This is a genomic window from Streptomyces resistomycificus, assembly GCF_001514265.1.
Lineage (GTDB): Bacteria > Actinomycetota > Actinomycetes > Streptomycetales > Streptomycetaceae > Streptomyces > Streptomyces resistomycificus.
The window spans coordinates 833,613-851,083 of sequence record NZ_KQ948989.1; the positions used below are offsets into that span (position 1 = coordinate 833,613).

At 71.9% G+C, this 17,471-nt stretch carries 15 protein-coding genes; 11 read left to right on the top strand and 4 right to left on the bottom strand.

The window, feature by feature from the left end; translation table 11 throughout:
* Window positions 1–216: 216 nt before the first annotated feature.
* Together AQJ84_RS08690 and AQJ84_RS08695 are read right to left on the bottom strand one after the other, a co-directional pair.
* Window positions 217–2,079, bottom strand: a complete 1,863-nt coding sequence (locus AQJ84_RS08690; RefSeq protein WP_198536250.1) for an ABC transporter ATP-binding protein — start codon at window positions 2,077–2,079, stop codon at window positions 217–219.
* On the bottom strand, window positions 2,076–3,773 hold the full coding sequence (locus AQJ84_RS08695) for an ABC transporter ATP-binding protein (RefSeq protein WP_079022578.1): 1,698 nt from the start codon (window positions 3,771–3,773) through the stop codon (window positions 2,076–2,078). Before AQJ84_RS08695 ends, AQJ84_RS08690 begins: the two co-directional genes overlap by 4 nt.
* Before the next feature lie 211 nt (window positions 3,774–3,984).
* On the opposite strand from AQJ84_RS08695, the gene AQJ84_RS08700 reads away from it, so the two are divergent.
* The 7 genes from AQJ84_RS08700 (at window position 3,985) to AQJ84_RS08730 (ending at window position 10,364) form a co-directional block, all read left to right on the top strand.
* Complete coding sequence (locus tag AQJ84_RS08700) at window positions 3,985–5,052, top strand: FecCD family ABC transporter permease (protein WP_107082590.1); 1,068 nt, start codon at window positions 3,985–3,987, stop codon at window positions 5,050–5,052.
* Window positions 5,049–6,152: a FecCD family ABC transporter permease gene (locus tag AQJ84_RS08705; RefSeq protein ID WP_053190121.1), complete on the top strand. Its 1,104-nt coding sequence runs from the start codon at window positions 5,049–5,051 to the stop codon at window positions 6,150–6,152. Before AQJ84_RS08700 ends, AQJ84_RS08705 begins: the two co-directional genes overlap by 4 nt.
* A complete protein-coding gene (locus AQJ84_RS08710; protein WP_053190122.1) occupies window positions 6,149–7,021 on the top strand; it encodes an ABC transporter ATP-binding protein in 873 nt (290 codons plus the stop codon). The genes AQJ84_RS08705 and AQJ84_RS08710 overlap by 4 nt, the downstream gene beginning before the upstream one ends.
* Window positions 7,021–8,595, top strand: coding sequence for an amidohydrolase (locus AQJ84_RS08715; protein WP_053190123.1), 1,575 nt, complete (start codon window positions 7,021–7,023; stop codon window positions 8,593–8,595). The genes AQJ84_RS08710 and AQJ84_RS08715 overlap by 1 nt, the downstream gene beginning before the upstream one ends.
* Window positions 8,592–8,837 (top strand): hypothetical protein, encoded by a 246-nt coding sequence (locus AQJ84_RS08720; protein ID WP_030039846.1) that lies wholly within the window; start codon window positions 8,592–8,594, stop codon window positions 8,835–8,837. Before AQJ84_RS08715 ends, AQJ84_RS08720 begins: the two co-directional genes overlap by 4 nt.
* 120 nt (window positions 8,838–8,957) lie before the next feature.
* Window positions 8,958–9,458, top strand: a complete 501-nt coding sequence (locus AQJ84_RS08725) for a hypothetical protein (RefSeq protein ID WP_030039845.1) — start codon at window positions 8,958–8,960, stop codon at window positions 9,456–9,458.
* A gap of 210 nt (window positions 9,459–9,668) precedes the next feature.
* Window positions 9,669–10,364 (top strand): type 1 glutamine amidotransferase domain-containing protein, encoded by a 696-nt coding sequence (locus AQJ84_RS08730; RefSeq protein ID WP_030039844.1) that lies wholly within the window; start codon window positions 9,669–9,671, stop codon window positions 10,362–10,364.
* A gap of 127 nt (window positions 10,365–10,491) precedes the next feature.
* Here the strand turns inward: AQJ84_RS08730 and AQJ84_RS08735 are convergent, their stop codons facing one another.
* The gene (locus tag AQJ84_RS08735) at window positions 10,492–10,857 is read right to left on the bottom strand and encodes a DUF6479 family protein (protein WP_030039843.1); all 366 of its coding nucleotides are present in this window, start codon (window positions 10,855–10,857) and stop codon (window positions 10,492–10,494) included.
* A gap of 120 nt (window positions 10,858–10,977) precedes the next feature.
* On the opposite strand from AQJ84_RS08735, the gene AQJ84_RS08740 reads away from it, so the two are divergent.
* Both AQJ84_RS08740 and AQJ84_RS08745 read left to right on the top strand, forming a co-directional pair.
* Window positions 10,978–11,352, top strand: coding sequence for a ferredoxin (locus AQJ84_RS08740; protein WP_030039842.1), 375 nt, complete (start codon window positions 10,978–10,980; stop codon window positions 11,350–11,352).
* Between the two features lie 85 nt (window positions 11,353–11,437).
* The gene (locus tag AQJ84_RS08745; RefSeq protein WP_030039841.1) at window positions 11,438–12,616 is read left to right on the top strand and encodes an acyl-CoA dehydrogenase family protein; all 1,179 of its coding nucleotides are present in this window, start codon (window positions 11,438–11,440) and stop codon (window positions 12,614–12,616) included.
* A 404-nt stretch (window positions 12,617–13,020) separates the two neighbouring features.
* Here AQJ84_RS08745 and AQJ84_RS08750 read toward each other — a convergent pair whose 3' ends face one another.
* A complete protein-coding gene (locus AQJ84_RS08750; protein ID WP_030039840.1) occupies window positions 13,021–14,793 on the bottom strand; it encodes a PucR family transcriptional regulator in 1,773 nt (590 codons plus the stop codon).
* Between the two features lie 222 nt (window positions 14,794–15,015).
* Here AQJ84_RS08750 and AQJ84_RS08755 point away from each other — a divergent pair, with 222 nt between their 5' ends.
* Window positions 15,016–15,504: a general stress protein gene (locus AQJ84_RS08755; RefSeq protein WP_030039839.1), complete on the top strand. Its 489-nt coding sequence runs from the start codon at window positions 15,016–15,018 to the stop codon at window positions 15,502–15,504.
* A 51-nt stretch (window positions 15,505–15,555) separates the two neighbouring features.
* Window positions 15,556–17,466, top strand: a complete 1,911-nt coding sequence (dnaK, locus tag AQJ84_RS08760) for a molecular chaperone DnaK (RefSeq protein ID WP_030039838.1) — start codon at window positions 15,556–15,558, stop codon at window positions 17,464–17,466.
* The last annotated feature ends 5 nt before the right edge of the window (window positions 17,467–17,471 follow it).

Below are 17,471 nucleotides of genomic sequence, written 5' to 3' on the forward strand. Positions count from 1 at the left end.
CCGGGCGGCGGCTGCCGTGAGAAGCGGTGGAAGCCGGAAGTCCTCACACGGCCGGATGCCGACCGTCCTCCAGGCACGGGGCCGCACGCCGGAAGTCCTCACACGGCCGGATGCCGACCGTCCTCCAGGCACGGGCCGCACGCCGGTCGTCTCGTGAGTCCGGGCCTCAGGGCCCGGCGTCGGACGACCGGCGCCCCGGCCGCCGGACCTCCGTGCCTAGTCCCCGTCCTCATTTCCTCGCCGCGCGATCCCCGGTCGGCTGTCCGACCACGCCGTCCACAGTTCGGCGTAGCGGCCGCCGGTCGTGACCAGTTCCTCGTGGGTGCCGGTCTCGACGACGCGGCCCCCGTCCAGGACGACGACACGGTCGGCGGTGGCGGCCTGGGGGAGGCGGTGGGCCACCACCAGACCCGTGCGGCCCTCCAGGGCCTTGAGGGCGGCCGTCTCCAGCAGGCGCGCGCCGGCGCTGCCCGCGTCGGCGGTGGCCTCGTCCAGGATGGCGATCGGCGGATCGGCGAGGACCAGCCGGGCCAGGGCGAGATGCTGGGCCTGAGTCACCGTCAGCCGGTGCCCGCCCTCGCCGACGACCGTGGCGAGCCCGTCCGGCAGCGCGTCCACCCACGACAGCGCGTCCACCTTCGAAAGCGCCGCCCGCAGTTCGTCGTCGCTCGCCTCGGGGCGTGCCAGCCGCAGGTCGTCGGCCAGCGGACCGGCGAAGACATGGATCTCCTGGCTGATCAGCGACACCGTCCGGCGCATACCCGCCGGCCCCAGCTCACCGGCGTCGGCCCCGCCCAGCGTGATCGTCCCGCCCGACGGCCGGTGGACGCCCGCGATCAGCTTGGCCAGCGTGGTCTTGCCCGCCCCGCTCGCGCCGACCAGCGCGATCCGCTCGCCGCCGGCCACCTCCAGGTCGACGTCCCGCAGCACCGGGCGGCCCGGCACGTAGGCGTAGTCGAGTGAGGAGACCTTGACCGCCCCGTCCACCGGCACCTCCCGCCCGTCGGTGTCCGCAGGGACGGCGAGGTCCGACACGCCGACCAGGCGGGCGAGGCTCGCGCCCGCCGACTGGGCGTCGTCGAGGAGGAAGAGGGCGGCGTTGACCGGGTTGAACAGACTGTGGAAGTACAGGGCGGCCGCGGTCGCCGTACCGATGCTCACCGATCCGTTCTCGACCAGCACGAAGCCGGTGACGAGAACCCCGCTCAGTCCGATGAACTCCGCGAGGTTGAGCCTGGAGAAGAACCCGGTCACGACGTGGATGCCGCGCAGCGCGAGGTCGACGGCCGTACGCGACCGCTGTTCCACCAGGTCCACGTGCAGCCCGTTCAGCCGGAAGGCACGGACCGTGCGGACACCGCCGACGCTGTCGAGGAGCTGGTGCTGGAGCGCCCCGGTGGCCACCCGGTGTTCGGCGTACACGGGTGCGGCCCGGCGCAGGTACCAGCGCGCGGCCAGCACCTGGACCGGCATCGCCAGCAGGGCGGCGAGCAGGAACCGCCAGTCCAGAACGGCGAGGCCGACGAAGGTCAGCACGATCGTGAAGGCGGAGCGGGTGAACTCCGGCAAGGCCTGGCGCACCGACTTGGCGATCATGCTGACGTCGCCCGTCACCCGGGACACCAGGTCACCCGAGCCGGCCTCCTCGACGCGTTCCAGCGGGAGGTGGAGGGCCCGCTCGACGAACCGTTCGCGGAGGGCCGCCAGGACGGTCTCACCGAGCCGGGCCACGAGGGCGCTGCCGACCGCGGTGGCGGCCCCGCGCGCCAGGGCGACCACCACGAGCAGGACCAGGGGCACGGTCAGCGCCCGGCTGCCCTTCTGCTCCACCACCAGGTCGACGACATGACCGAGGAGGGGCGCGGTGAGCAGGCCGATGCCGGTTCCGGTGACCAGCACGCTCACCGCGGTCACCGCGAGGAGACGGTGACCGCGCAGCAACGCGCGGAGCGCGGCCAGCGTTTCGGCCCCGGTGGCGGTCGGCAGCAGCGCGCGGTCGGCGGGGCCGGCGTGGCTCATGGTGTCGTCGCTCCGTCCGTCGGTGCCGGTTGCGGTGGAGTGCGCGGAGTCCTTGCTCATGCCAGGACCGCCGCGCGGTAGGCCTCGTCACCGGCGACGAGCTCGGCGTGCCGCCCGTTGGCGGTCACCGTGCCCCCGTCCAGCACCACCACCCGGTCGGTCACCGCCAGGAGCGCGGGACTGGTGGTGACCAGGACCGTGGTGCGGCCCCGACGGACCTCGCGCAGCCGGGCCGCGATCCGCGACTCGGTGACCGTGTCCACCGCGGTGGTCGGGTCGTGCAGGACGAGGACGGGACGGTCGGCGGCCAACGCCCGGGCCAGCGCGACCCGTTGCCGCTGTCCGCCGGAGAGGGACCGGCCGCGCTCGGCGAGGACCGTGTCCACACCGTCGGGCAGCAGCCCGGCGACGTCGTCGGCCGCCGAGGCGGTGAGCGCCGGTTCGAGCTCGGCCACGCCGGCGTCTTTGCCGGCGCGCACGTTGTCCAGCAGGCTGGTCTCGAACAGGTCCGCGTCATGGGCGGCGACCAGGACGGCACGGCGCACGTCGTCGGGGTCGAGGCCCGTCAGGGCCACGCCGTCGAGCTCGATGACCCCCTCCACCGGGTCCGACTCGCGGGCCAGGCACAGCAGCAGGTCGCGCGCGGCGGCCGGATCCCGTGTCACGACGCCGGTGAGGGTGCCCGGAGTGAAGTCGAGGTCGATCCCGCGCAGCGTGCCGAGGGTGACGCCACGCAGCCGCAGTCGTCCGGCGACGGGCGTGGGCAGCGCCGCCCCGCCCGGCTCCACGGCCGCCGGCGCCGCGAGCACCTCGGCGATCCGGCGGGCCGAGGCACGGCCCTGGGCGAACTCGGCGTTGACGTAGGTGAGCAGCTGGAACGGCCCGAGGAGGAACTGCGCGAGCCCGACCGCCGCCACCAGTTCACCGATGCTGATCCGGCCGTCCATCGCGAGATACGCGCCCACGATGCCGATGACCGCGATGAAGACGCCGGTCAGCGCCAGGACCGCGCCCTCGTGCCCGGCCCTGCTGCGGGCGGCCCGCAGCGCCGCGGACAGGGAGTCCTGGCTGGTCCGCCGGTATCGCGACACGGCGGCCGGCTCCGCCCCCATGCCCTTGAGCACCCGCAGTCCCGCAACCAGGTCGGCGGCGACACCGGAAGCGTGGGCGGCCCGTTCCTGCTCGGTCTCACTGCGCCGCTCCAGCGGCCCGCTGATGCGATGGCCGAGCCACAGCAGCGGCGGGATGCCGAGCAGCACGAGCAGCCCGAGCGGCACCGAGATACGCAGCAGGGCCACGGCGCTGACCGCGAGCGCGGCGAGCGCCGCGGCACCGTACGACAGGACGGTGACCGCCGAGCCCACGCGCCGGGCGTCGTTGGTGGCGATGCTGGTCAGCGCGCCCGGCAGCCGGTCGGCGTCGGCGCCGCCGCGCGGGTCGAGCACCCTGGCGCCCAGGTCGAGACGCAGCCGGTGCGCGGCGCGCTCGCCGACGCCCTCGGTGATCCGGGCGCCGGTCCGATAGCAGGTGGACAGGACGAGGAACAGGACGGCGAGCACCAGCAACCAACGCAGCAGGGTGTCGGTGGAGCTTTTGGCCACCGCGTCGTCGATGATCACGCCGACGACGACGGGTACCAAGGCCTCGCAGGCCTGGTGCCCCATGCCGAGGAGCGACGCGGCGACGACGTGTCGGCGTTGGTCCGTGATCGCGCCACGGAGGACGTGCCTCCCGGTCGGTCCTCCGTCTGGCATGCGCCACCTCCGCGGACGGTCGATTGGTTAGGTAAGGCTACTCTGAACGGACATCGACAAGGAGGGGGCCGCGGTGCGTTGACCCCCGGCTTCGCGGTCGGTTAGCCTCACCTAAGTCGCACTCCGCGCTCCGCTGGTCGCACGACGTGTTCTCCAGGCGAAGACCTCGTCCCGTGCCGGCATCGCGAACCACCGCCGGGGGGAGTTGTCGTTGTCGGTCGAAACCCGGGCGGTGCCACAGAACCAGGACCCCGCTCCGGCCGTGCCCGCGGCGCGGCCGTCGGTCGTCGCGTTACGCGGCCTCGGGCTCGTGCTCACCCTCGGCGCCCTGCTGCTGGTCGGGCTGCTCAGTGTGTGGGTGGGCACCCGAGGCATCCCGTTCACCTCGACCTGGAGCCTGCTCTGGCACCCCGACGGCTCCGAAGCCTCGGTGATCATCCACGACTACCGCATCCCGCGTACCCTCCTCGGGCTCCTCGTCGGCACCGCTCTCGGGCTGTCCGGCGCGCTGATGCAGGCCCTGACCCGCAACCCGCTCGCCGATCCCGGCCTGCTGGGCGTCAGCCTCGGTGCCTCCACCGGGGTGGTCGTGGCCATCGCGTTCCTCGGCGTAGGCTCGGTCCTGGGCCACGTGTGGTTCGCCCTGCTCGGCGCGGTCGTCGCGACGCTGGTGGTGTACGTGCTCGGCACCTCGGGGCGGACGCTGGCGACCCCCGACCGACTGGTCGTCGCGGGCGCGGCGGTCACGGCCGTGCTGTACGCCTTCAACTCGGCGGTGCTGCTGCTGCGTCCGCGTGCCTTCGACCAGTTCCGCTTCTGGACGGTGGGCTCCCTCGCCGGCCGCTACCTCGACGTGCTGTACGTCGTCCTGCCGTTCGTCGCCGTCGGCGTGGTCATCGCCCTGCTCCTCGCCCCCGCCCTCAACGCCCTTGCGCTGGGAGACCAGTTGGGGCGCGCGCTGGGTGTGGACGTCGGCCGGACACGCGTCCTGGGCGCCGTCGCCGTGATGCTGCTGTGCGGTGCCGCCACGGCCGCCGTCGGACCGGTCGGCTTCGTCGGCCTCGCCGTCCCGCACCTGGCCAGGTTCGTGGTGGGCCCCGACCAGCGGTGGGTGATGGCCTACTCGATGCTGTTCGCACCCGTGCTGCTGATCGGCGCCGACGTCCTGGGCCGGGTGATCGGCGCCCCCGGCGAGGTGCAGGTCGGCATCATCACCGCCTTCCTCGGCGCCCCCCTGTTCATCGCGCTGTGCCGCCGCCGGAAGCTGGCCATGCTGTGAGCCCGGTCCGTAAGGCGGCGCCCGCCGAACCGGACAGCCCCCCGGCCGCCGCCGCACCGCCCCGGGTGGTCAGCGGCATGGTCGTCCGCACGAAGAGCCTCTCTCTGCGCGTCCCTGGCCGATCCGTGGCCGTGAGTCTGGCACTGCTCACCGTGCTCGTCACCGTCATGGGCGTCAGCCTGACCACCGGGGACTTCGAACTGTCCGTCAAGGAGGTCCTCCAGGCACTCACCGGCACCGGCTCGCCCGGCGCCGACTTCATCGTCAACACCCTGCGCATGCCACGCCTGGTGACCGCCGTGTGCGTGGGCGCCGCCCTCGCGGTCAGCGGGGCGATCCTGCAGAGCCTGACCGGCAACTCACTCGGCAGCCCGGACGTCATCGGCTTCACCAACGGGTCGGCCGTCGGTGCCCTGATCGTCATCATCGTGCTGCACGGCAGCATGACCCAGATAGCGCTCGGCGCCCTGATCGGCGGCCTCGCCACGGCCGCCACCGTCTCTCTGCTCGTCCTGGGGCGGGGGTTGCAGGGATTCCGGCTGGTGGTCATCGGCATCGGGGTGAGCGCGCTGCTGCTGGCCGTCAACTCCTACCTCATCACCAGAGCCACCTTCCAGGAGGCACTCGAGGCGCAGGCGTGGCTCCTCGGCAGTCTCAACAACCGCGGCTGGCCACAGGCGAGCGCCATCGGCCTCGCCGTAGCCGTACTCCTGCCGCTCGCCCTGGTTCTCGCCCGCCGCCTCGCCATGGTGGAGATGGGCGACCTCACGGCGACGGCGCTCGGCGTCGACGTGTCCCGTACCCGCACCACCCTGCTCGTCGTCAGCGTCGCCCTCGCCGCGGTCGCCACCGCGGTGGCCGGGCCCATCTGGTTCGTCGCCCTGGCCGCACCCCAGGTTGCCCGCAGACTGACCAGGTCATCCGACCCCGCCCTGGTACCCACCGCCCTCATGGGCGCCGTCCTGCTGACCGCGAGCGATCTCGCCGTGCAGCGCCTCTTCGCCCCCACACTCCTCCCGGTGGGCGCGGCGACCGGCACCGTCGGCGGGCTCTACCTCATCTGGCTACTGGTCACCGAGTCGCGAAAGAGCCGCGCATGACAGGAACGAACATCCCGGCGTCCCGGCTCCGGGCCGAGAACCTGACCCTCTGCTACGACCAGCGGACCGTGGCCACCGGCTTGGGCGTCGACATCCCCGACCGCTCCTTCACGGTGATCGTCGGGCCCAACGCCTGCGGGAAGTCCACCCTGCTCAAGGCCATGGCCCGGATGCTCAGGCCCAAGGCGGGTCAGGTCCATCTGGACGGCGCGGCCATCGCCTCCTACCGCACCCGCGAGGTCGCGCGCCGCCTCGGACTGCTCCCGCAGACGTCGACCGCGCCCGGCGGAATCACGGTCGGCGACCTGGTGGCCCGCGGCCGCTACCCGCACCAGCGGCTGCTCAGGCAGTGGTCCGCCGAGGACGAGACCGCCGTCGTCCGGGCGATGCGCAGGACCGGCGTCCTCGAACTCGCCGACCGGCCCGTCGACGACCTCTCCGGCGGCCAGCGCCAGCGGGTCTGGCTCGCCATGGTGCTCGCCCAGCAGACACCCATCCTGCTGCTCGACGAACCCACCACCTTCCTCGACATCGCACACCAGGTCGAGGTGCTGGACCTGTGCGCCGACCTGCACGCGCGCGAGGGACACAGCGTCGTCGCCGTCCTGCACGACCTCAACCAGGCCTGCCGGTACGCCACCCACCTCGTGGTGATGCGGGCCGGCGGGGTCGTCGCGGCCGAGGGCGACCCGGCGACCGTGATGACGGCCGACCTGGTCGAGGACGTGTTCGGTCTGCCCTGCCGGATCATCGACGACCCGGAGACCGGCACCCCGCTGATGGTGCCCGCCGCCCCGCGCCGCGGCTCCGACGACCCGGACGACCAGCCGCCCACCACCGTGATGGCCGACTCCCAGGGACGTCGCTGATGCTCTGTACGAGGCTGACGAACGCCCGCTTCCTCACCATGGACCCGGACCACCCCGTCGCCCGTGACCTCGGCATCTGGCGGGGCCGGATCGTCGGCCTGGACGAGGCCGTGACCTCGCTGCCCGCCCGCCGCGTCGTCGACCTGCGGGGCGCCACCGTGCTGCCCGGGTTCGTCGACGCCCATGTGCACCTCGCGTGGACCGGCTTCAAAGCGGCCACTCCGAGCATCGCGGGCCGTACCCGCGTCGAGGACGTGCTCACGGACGTGGCCCAGGCCGTCGCCGCCACCCCGCCCGGCTCCTGGGTGAGCATCGCCGGCTACGACCAGCGCGCCCTGGGCCGTCATCTCACCGCCGCCGAACTGGACACGGTCAGCGACGGCCGGATGGTGTACCTCCTGCACGACTCGGGACACGGCTGCGTCGTCAACAGTGCCGTCCTGCACCGGCTTCCGGCCGACGTCCCGCACGAGGACGGCTTCCTCGCCGAGCGGGCCATGGGCGCGGCCCGCGCGCTGCGGCTGCCGTACTCCCAGGAGGAACTCGCCGACGCCATCGCGCGGGCCGCCCGCACCTGTCTGTCGGAAGGGGTGACCGGCTGCGCCGAGGCGGGCATCGGCGGGGCGATGTTCGGCCACAGCCCCGTCGAGCTCGGCGCCTACCAACTCGTGCGCGACCAGGGCCGGTTGCCGTTGCGGGTCCAGCTCATGGTGTCCGCCGACACCCTGCGCCCGGTCGCCGCCCACGACGCCGACGGCATCCCGCGCGCCCTCGACCTCGGGCTGCGCACCGGGTTCGGCGACGAAAGGCTCTCCGTCGGCGCCCTGAAGATCTACACCGACGGCGGCATGATGGCCCGCACCGCCGCACTGAGCAGCCCGTACGAGGGGCTGGAGCACGCCGGGCAGTTGCAGGACGACCCGCGGACACTCACGGACACCATCGTCGACGGCCACCTGGCCGGATGGCAGCTCGCCGTCCACGCCATCGGTGACCGCGCCGCCGACGTCGCGCTGGACGCCCTGGAGCGGGCCCAGCGCATCCGGCCACGCCCCGAGGCACGGCACCGCATCGAGCACGCCGGGCTGATCCGCCCCGACCAGCTCGCCCGATTCGCACGGCTGGGCGTCAGCGCGGTCGTCCAGCCCAACTTCCTGCGCTACTTCGGCGACGACTACGCGACGATCATGGGCGAGGAACGGGCCCCGTGGCTCTACCGGGGCAGGGGATTCCTGGACCACGGCATCCCGCTGGTGGGCAGTTCCGACCGTCCCGTCACCGACGGCGCGCCGCTGCGGGCCATCCAGTTCATGGTCGAACGCGCCTCCGTCACCGGCCGGTCGATCGGCCCGGAGGAGGCCGTCACCGTCGACGAGGCCCTCCACGCGTACACGGTCGCCGGGGCCTTCGCCTGCCACTGGGAGGACAGCGCGGGCACCCTGGCCCCGGGCAAGCGCGCCGACCTGGTCGTCCTGGGCGACGACCCGCACGCGGTCGCCCCCTCGCGCATCGGGGACATCGAGGTGGTGGCGACCTACGTCGAAGGCCGCGAGACCGAGAAGGCGGCGCCGTGACGAGCCGGGGGGAGGGCGGGCGTCACGACGGCGTCGAGGGCTACGCGCACCTCTGGAGGGACGACGAGCACCAGCTCCGCTGGGTCATCTGGAACACCGCCGGCGGTGCCGAGGTCTTCGACCGGGAGACCAACTGCCCCGTGCCCATCGGCGACGAGACGGTCCGCCGGGTGGTGCTGGACCGGATGCGGGCGGCGGGCGTACCGGAGAGCGACGACTATCCGGGTCGTCCGTGCGCGTAGGTGTCCGATCCGTCGCGGAACGCGGCGACGCGGGGTGAACGGGGGCCCACGCCCATCCGTATCCCGGGGCGTACACCCGGCTGTCCGTCCGGGCAGCACAACGCGAATCCGGAGAGGCACGTGCTTCAGCAGTCATTCCGAGGTCCGGCCGAACGCACCCCGGCCACCGAACGCCTGGCGCGAGGCGCCGCACTGACCGGGGGCCTCGCGCTGCTGGCCCTGTCCGCGGCGTGCGGCTCAGCGGGGGAGGGCGCCGCCCCACAGGGAGCGAAGGAGCGGGCCTCCGTGACGGCCGCTCCCGCCGTCGGGGTGGTGGCACCGGCGAAGGTCGAGGTGATCGCGAACCTGACCGGCTGCAAGGCCGAGATCCGCATCGACGCCGACGAACTGCGCGAGGGCCTGTGCCGGACGAAGGAGGCCAAGTACGTCATCACCACGTTCCCCGAGGAGAAGTACAAGGAGACCTGGCTGGACGCCGCGGCCGTCTACGGCGGTCAGTACCTGGTGGGCCCGCGCTGGGCGATCGGCGCGAAGCCGGAGGTGCTGGAGGAACTGCGTCCCAAGGTCGGCGGGACCGTCCGACAGCTCCGGGCCGTAGGCCCGCCTCCCAGCGCGTCCTAGCCGTCGGCCGGATCGGCGGCACCGGGAATCCGGCCGCGCCGACGGATCTTCCGATTTCGGCCCCGGTGGGCAGGGCGCCTATGGTCGAGAGCGGGGCCGGGAGGCGGCGTCGGGGCGCGGGTACGGATGAAGCACCCGGGAAGCCGTGCCACCTCCACCTGTCACGACAGGGCCCCCTGACCGAGACGGACCGTGCCCTAGGAGATGACGATGGCGAAGATCCTTTTCGTGATGACCGGCGCCGACCGGTGGACCCTGGCCGACGGCAGCGCCCACCCCACCGGATTCTGGGCGGAGGAAGCCGTCGTCCCGTACGAGGCGTTCAAGGCCGCGGGACACGAGGTCACCGTCGCCACCCCGGGCGGCGTCGTCCCGCCCGTCGACGAGGGCAGCCTCGCCTCCGACGCCAACGGCGGCCCGGAGCAGGCCGCCAGGATCCGCGCCGTGGTGGAGACGGCCCTCGAGTTCCGGTCTCCGATCGCGCTCACCGACGTACGCCTCGGCGACTACGACGCGGTGTACGTCCCCGGCGGCCACGGCCCCATGGAGGACCTGGCCGTGAACACCGACTCCGGCGCCCTCCTCACGCGGGCGGTGGGAAGCGGCATGCCGGTGGGCGTGGTCTGCCACGGCCCGGCCGCGCTTCTCGCGGCGGTCAAGGAGGACGGCACCAACGCCTACGCCGGCTACCGCGTCACCGCCTTCACCAACACCGAGGAGCAGCTCGCCGGCAACGCCGAGCGTGCCAAGTGGCTGCTCCAGGACCGGCTGACCGAGGCGGGCGTCAAGGTCGAGGTCGGTGAGCCGTGGGCACCGCACGTCGAGGTCGACCGCAACCTCGTGACCGGCCAGAACCCGGCATCCTCCGCCCCGCTCGCCGCGGAGCTGCTCAAGAAGCTGGCCTGAACCACCAGGCCGGTACCACCAGGTCGGACCGCCGAGGTTCACCCCAAGGCCGGACCGCCGAGGCGCGTCGCCGGTCGGAACGCGACCGCGGTGCCTCGGGCGGGTCCGGCCGTCACTTGGAGGACGGTCAGCGGCCCCCCGCTCCGCCGCTGCCGAAGGACCCGCTGCTGCCCTCGTCCCAGCGGGGCCGCTCCGTGGACGAACCGGTCCGGGTCCCGGCGTTGCCGTGGCCGGGCAGGTCGTGCGGGTTCAGTCGCTGGTCGCTCCGGGGCACCTCGTCGGCCTCCCGGTTCTCCCGGACCTCACGTACCGGACCGTCCTTCGGCAGCCGGGGCTGCTCGGCGGGCGTCGGCGGCGGCGGCTCCCGGCGCTTGACCCGGGACCCCAGCACGAAGGCGCCGATCAGTACCGCCACGACCACCACACCCGCCACGACCAGGCCGACGCCGAGAGCGCCCCGACCTGCGGCGATGTCCATCCATGAGGTATTCATGGCACGCGAGTACCCCCGGCTCCGGCGACCAACCTGTGCCTCACCGCAGGTCCCCCGAACGGCGGCAGCACCCGGGGAACACCGGGGTTTGGCGTCCTCCACGGCGGCTACCCGGCCCCTGTGACAGCGACGACATCCCAGCGGGAGCTCTTCCAATTCCTGGAGGACAGGTTCGCCTGCGCCCAGGCGTGCACCGAGTGCGCGCGGGCGTGTGCCCTGCGCGCCAGCCTCGTGGATCCTGACGGCACCCCGGAACAGGAACTCGTTCGGCGTAAGGGCATCATGTGCGCGGAGGTCTGCGACGCGACCTGCCGGGTGCTCTCCGAGCAGAACCACCTGGACGAGGAGAGCATCCGCGTCCAGCTGGAGTGGTGCCGGTCGGTCTGCCTGGAGAGCGCTCACGTCTTCGACCAGTACCCGGGCGCCGAGGACAGCGCGAAGGTGTGCCGGGAGTGCGCACAGGCGTGCTCGGACTTCATGGCCACCCTCGTCTGACGTCCCGGCGCACACCCATTCCCAATTTCTGCAACACGTTCTACCGTGTGCGCCGTCAGGACCGGCCTGGGAGCCTGGAGGCGCCGTGCACCTCGACCACACGCCCGAACAGCAGCGGCTGCGCATCGAACTGCGCGCCTACTTCGCCGAGCTGGTCCCGGACAACGCGCACGCTCGCTTCACCGACCGGGCCGCGCAGAAGCGCTTCTACCGCGACACCATCCGCAGGCTCGGCACCGACGGCTGGCTCGGCGTGGGCTGGCCGAAGGAGTACGGCGGCCGCGGCCTGACCGCGATGGAACAGTTCATCTTCTTCGACGAGGCCGCCCAGGCCGGTGTCCCCCTGCCGCTGATGGCCCTGAACACCGTGGGCCCGACGATCATGCGGTTCGGCACGGACGAGCAGAGGGCGTCCTTCCTGCCCCGGATCCTCTCCGGGGAGATCGACTTCGCGATCGGCTACAGCGAGCCCGACGCCGGCACCGATCTGGCCTCCCTGAAGACGCGGGCGGTACGCGAGGGCGACGACTACGTGGTCAACGGCCAGAAGATCTGGACCACCAACGGCGACACCGCCGACTGGGTCTGGCTCGCGGTGCGCACCGACCCCGCCGCCCCGCCGCACAAGGGCATCACCATGCTCCTGATGCCGACCACCGACCCGGGCTACTCCTGCACCGTCATCAACACCCTCGCCTCGCACGACACCACCGCCAGCTACTACGAGAACGTCCGCGTGCCCGTCTCCCACCGGGTCGGCGAGGAGAACCAGGGCTGGCGGCTGATCACCAACCAGCTCAACCACGAACGCGTCACCCTCGCCGCGCACGGCACCATGGCGATCCGCGCCCTGCACGACGTCCAGCGCTGGGCCATCGAGACCAAGCTCGCCGACGGCCGCCGCGTCGTCGACCTGCCCTGGGTGCGCCGCCTCCTCGCCCGCACCCACGCCAGGCTCGACGCGCTCAAGCTCCTGAACTGGCGCATGGTGGGGGCCGTCCAGGACGGCACCCTCACCCCGCAGGACGCCTCCGCGGTCAAGGTGTACGGCTCCGAGGCCCGCCGGGACGCCTACGCCTGGCTGATGGAGATCGTCGGGGCGGCGGGCACGCTGAAGGAGGGTTCGGCGGGCGCGGCACTCCACGGCGAGCTGGAACGGGGCTACCGCTCCGCGGTCATCTTCACGTTCGGCGGCGGCAACAACGAGATCCAGCGGGAGATCATCTCGTGGATCGGCCTGGGGATGCCCCGGGTACGGCGTTAGCCCGCTTGTTGTGACGAGGATTGGGGGATTCCGAGGTTCATGCCGCTGTCGGTGGTGATCGGTGATTGCTGCCAGGCGAGGCTCATCTGCGCGCCGGCTTCCGCTCGTGCCGTGGCCACGAGGGTCGCGTAGGGGCCCGCGACGGTTGTGGCCTCGATCTGGAGCCATGCCTGGTGAAAGACCGTTCGCGCCAGCAGACTGCTGACCAGTGGTGTTCGAGGAACAAGTGTGCGCGGACTATCTCGATGAGGTCCAGAAGGCCCTTGGCGCTGGTCCAGCGTCGCTCTTGAGGGTCGAGCGGGTGCCAGATGCAGAGGGCGCCGTCGACGAGCCGATTCGACGGAGGGGAAGCCTGCTCCCACGGCGATGGGGATGTGGAGCCGGCCCTGCGGTGCGTGGTCGCCTCAACCGGGTCCGCCCAGCATGATCTTCCACACCCGGGTCGCGACCTGCAGGTTGAGGCGGTCCTCCACGTTCGTGAGGTCATGGCCGCTGATCTCGCGGATGCGCTGGAGCCGGTAGCGCAGCGTGCTGCGGTGGATCGCGAGGGACTCGGCGGTCTCGGCGTAGTTTCCCCCGCAGTCGAAGTACCGGGACAGGGTCTCCACGAGCGCCATACGGTGCCGGCCGTCGTAGTCGACGAGCTGTCCGAGCCACTCCCGAACGAACGCCTCCAGCTCCTGGTATTCGTTTCCAGGCCCCAGGATGCGGTAGAGGCCCAGATCGTCGAAGAGCGTCGTGCCGTAACGCCTTCGGGACCGGCGGCGTACCTCCAGGGCACGCAGTGCTTCCTGGTAGCTGCCCGGGATACCGTCCGGGGTGTCGCAGCGGGCGCTCACCCCGATCGTCCCGTCCGGTGTTCCGGTCTCCCGGGTGAGCGTCTCGTACAAGGCGTGGTCGTGGGGGCTGCCCTCGGCGACCAGGACCACGTGGTCGGAACGCTGAGTCACCAGCGACGGCATGCCCACGGCCGAAGCCGCCCGGCCCACGGTCCGCGCGAAAGCGTCGTCCGCGGCCCGGTTCCTCCACTGCACGACGACCACGTACTGGATGCGGTGCAGGTCGTGTCCGAACGCCTCGGACCGGGAGTAGGCGCTCGCCTCGTCCGTGCCCCCCAGGAGATCGTCGACCAGTTCGCGGCGAAGTCGCAGCTCGACCTCCGCCAAACGGCGCAGGTGCGACAGTTCCAGAGCGAGTGACGTGGCGGCGTGCTCCAGCGCGAACACGGTGTACTCGTCGGCGTCTGCCTGGGGATCGACCAGGGCAAGTACTCCGAGGACCTCACCGCGGGGGCGTACCAGGGAGATCAGCCGGTCCTTGATGCGCACGGGTCCGCCTCTCCGGGCGATCGCCTGGAGCATCTCCTCATGGCGTGCGAGGTCCGGTTCCGGATAGGGGTCGGGCCGGCCGGGACCGGTCCAGGACCGCAGTCGGCCGTAGCGGTCCTCCACCAGCACGGGAAACCCGGTGAGCTCATGCAGTGCGCTGGTGATGGCCTCCTCGCCGCCGCCCGAGGCCGCGACCTCGGCGAGGGCCTCGTGCACGGCCCGCCGATATCCCTGCTCGACCACGAGAGAGATCAGCCGCCGCTGGAAGGCTGCCCGTTCCCGTCGCAGTCGGTGCAGCTCCAGGGCGTCTTCCCGCTCGCGGCGGTGCGCGACGGCGACCGACAGGGCCGCGGCGGTGAGGCGTACGAGCGTGGCGAGCAGGAAGTGCTGGGCCTCGGTGGGCCGGGAGCGAGACGTCACCACGAGGTAGCCGTGCAGTCCACCGGGTCCGTGCAGGGCCAAGGCCCGGCCCCTGGACCGGCCGGGAACGGTTACGGGGACGTCCCGCCCTGTCAGCTCTCGCACCGTCCGGTCGACGGCTGACGCCTGACCCGGCCCGACCTGCGGGCTGGGGACCATATGGCCGTGCACTCTGAGGTATCCGGCCTCGGCTCTGTACGGGCCGACAGCCGACACGTGGCCCATGGCCAGGCGCAGGATCTCGCTTTCGTCCCGAGTGTCGAACAGGGCGCGAGAGACTGCCGGCATTTTGCGGGACGCCAGGGTGGAAAGGGGCGGGCGAGCCCCTCTCCGCGAGATCGTGGGGTGCTGTCCCAGACTTGCCGGCGGCAGGCTGCGTTCCCGGTCGGGACGGCGTCGGTACACGCTCCGACCCCTCCAGCCGGCCATGGGATTACTCCCTTCCCTGAGCCCCCGGAGAGGTGACAGCGCTTCTTCCTCCACGCCTCCCCCGACCAACTTACCCGAGATGTCCGGAGTCTTCGTCTCGTGCTCGCGGGGGGACGGGCTCCGTTGTTCTTTGACCTCCCGGGCGCAGGCGCAGAGCTGCTCGGTTCGCGAGTCTGGGGCGTGCCGGGGGCCGCCGTGCACACCGGCAGGAAGGACTGGGCGATGACCGAGCAGCCTCGCAGGCCCGTGGCCATGTACGAGACGTACCAGGAAGCCGAACGCGCCGTCGACCACCTCTCGGACCAGGGATTTCCCGTGGAGAGGGTGGCCATCATCGGCCAGGACGTCCGCCTCGTCGAGCAGGTCGTCGGCCGTATGGACCATGGCAGGGCCGCCCTGCACGGAGCGGCGAGCGGGGCCCTTCCCGGAGCGCTGATCGGCTGGCTCTTCGGCCTGCTCGACTGGGTGGACCCGCTCGTCTCCGCCCTGCTCGTCGCCCTCTACGGCCTGATCTTCGGAGCGGTAGTGGGCTCGCTGTTCGGCCTGCTGCTGTACGCCCTCCAGGGCGGCCGACGGGACTTCGCCTCCGTCCGCTCGATGCAGCCCAGCCGGTACGACGTCGTCGTGGACGAAGCGGTCGCCGACGAGGCGGTACGGCTGCTCGGCGGGTTGCGGACCGCCGGTGCCGGTGGACGTCCCGCCCATACCTGAACGATCGGATCCGCAGTGCCGGCGCTTGCCGCCGCACGGGAGGAGTTCCTCATGGCCAAGGCAGTGGGCATCGACCTGGGCACCACGAACTCGGTGATCGCCGTGTGGGAGGGCGGCGAACCTTCCGTCGTGCCCAACACCGAGGGCAACCGTACGACACCGTCCGTGGTGGCCTTCACCGACACCGGGGAACGGCTGGTGGGCCAGCTGGCCCGGCGCCAGGCGATCCTCAATCCCAAGGGCACCATCTACTCGGCCAAGCGGTTCATCGGCCGGCACTTCGACGAGATCCCGGACGAGGCCAGAGCGGTGGCGTACGACGTCGTCGAGGGCCCGGGCGGCGTCGCCCGCTTCAAGGTGCGCGACAAGCTCCATGCGCCCGAGGAGATCAGCGCCCAGGTGCTGCGCAAACTCGCCGACGACGCGTCCAAGCAGCTCGGGGAACGGGTCACGGAGGCGGTCATCACCGTGCCCGCCTACTTCAACGACGCCCAGCGCACCGCCACCAAGGACGCCGGCCGGATCGCCGGACTGGAGGTACTGCGGATCATCAACGAGCCGACCGCGGCCGCCCTCGCGTACGGCATGGACAAGAAGCAGCACGAGACAGTGCTGGTCTTCGACCTCGGCGGCGGCACGTTCGACGTGAGCATCCTCGACGTGGGCGACGGCGTGGTGGAGGTGCGTTCCACGGCGGGCGACAGTCACCTGGGCGGTGACGACTTCGACCGGCGTCTGGTGGATCACCTCGCGGACGACTTCCAGAAGGAGAACGGCATCGATCTGCGCAAGGATGCGCAGGCCCTGCAACGTCTGTTCGAGGCGTCGGAGAAGGCCAAGACCGAGCTGAGTTCGGTGACGCAGACGCAGGTCAGCCTGCCGTTCATCACCGCCGACGCCTCGGGACCCAAGCACCTCACCGACTCGGTCATGCGGTCCACGTTCGATCAGATCACCAGCGACCTGGTGGAGCGGTGCCTGGAACCGGTCCAGCAGGCCATGGCCGACGCCAAGGTCGGCGAGAGCGACATCGACGAGGTCATCCTCGTCGGCGGTTCCACCCGCATCCCCGCCGTCCAGGCCCTCGTGCGCCGGCTGACCGGCGGCAAGGAACCCAACATGAGCGTCAACCCCGACGAGGTCGTGGCCCTGGGCGCCGCGATCCAGGCCGGGGTGCTCAAGGGCGAGGTCAAGGACGTCCTGCTGCTCGATGTCACGCCCCTGTCGCTGGGTGTCGAGACACGCGGCGGAGTGATGACGAAGATCATCGAGCGGAACACCACCATCCCGGTGCGCCGCAGCGAGACCTTCTCCACCGCCGAGGACAACCAGCCCGCCGTCGACATCGTCGTCCTCCAGGGCGAGCGCGAACGGGCCGCCGACAACCGTGTGCTCGGCCGCTTCCAGCTCACCGACATCCGTCCGGCGCCGCGCGGCGAACCGCAGGTCGAGGTCACCTTCGACATCGACGCCAACGGCATTCTCAACGTCAAGGCCCGAGACCGGGACACCGGCAAGGAACAGGGCATCACCATCACCGAGAGCTCCAACCTCGACCGGAGCGAGGTCGAGCGCATGGTCCAGGAGGCCGAGCGCAACCAGGGCCAGGACCAGGCCCTGCGTGAGGCCGTCGACGCCCGCAACGAGCTCGACGCCGTCGCGTACCAGGTCGACAAGCGCCTCGCCGAGCTGGGCGACGCCGCACCCGCGCACGAGAAGGCGCGCGCCGAGATGCTGGTGTCGGATGCCCGGGCGGCGGTCAAGGAGGAGGCGGGCGTGGAGCGGGTGCGGCCTCTGACCTCCGAACTCCAGCAGGTGCTGACAGGGCTGGCGGCGCATCAGGGCGGCGCCACCACGGGCGGTCCCGACCAGGACACCACCGGAGGCGGTGCGACCGGTGGCGGCCCGAGCGGCGGTGGCGGTGACGACGACGTCATCGATGCCGAGTTCGACAAGGACTGAGGAAC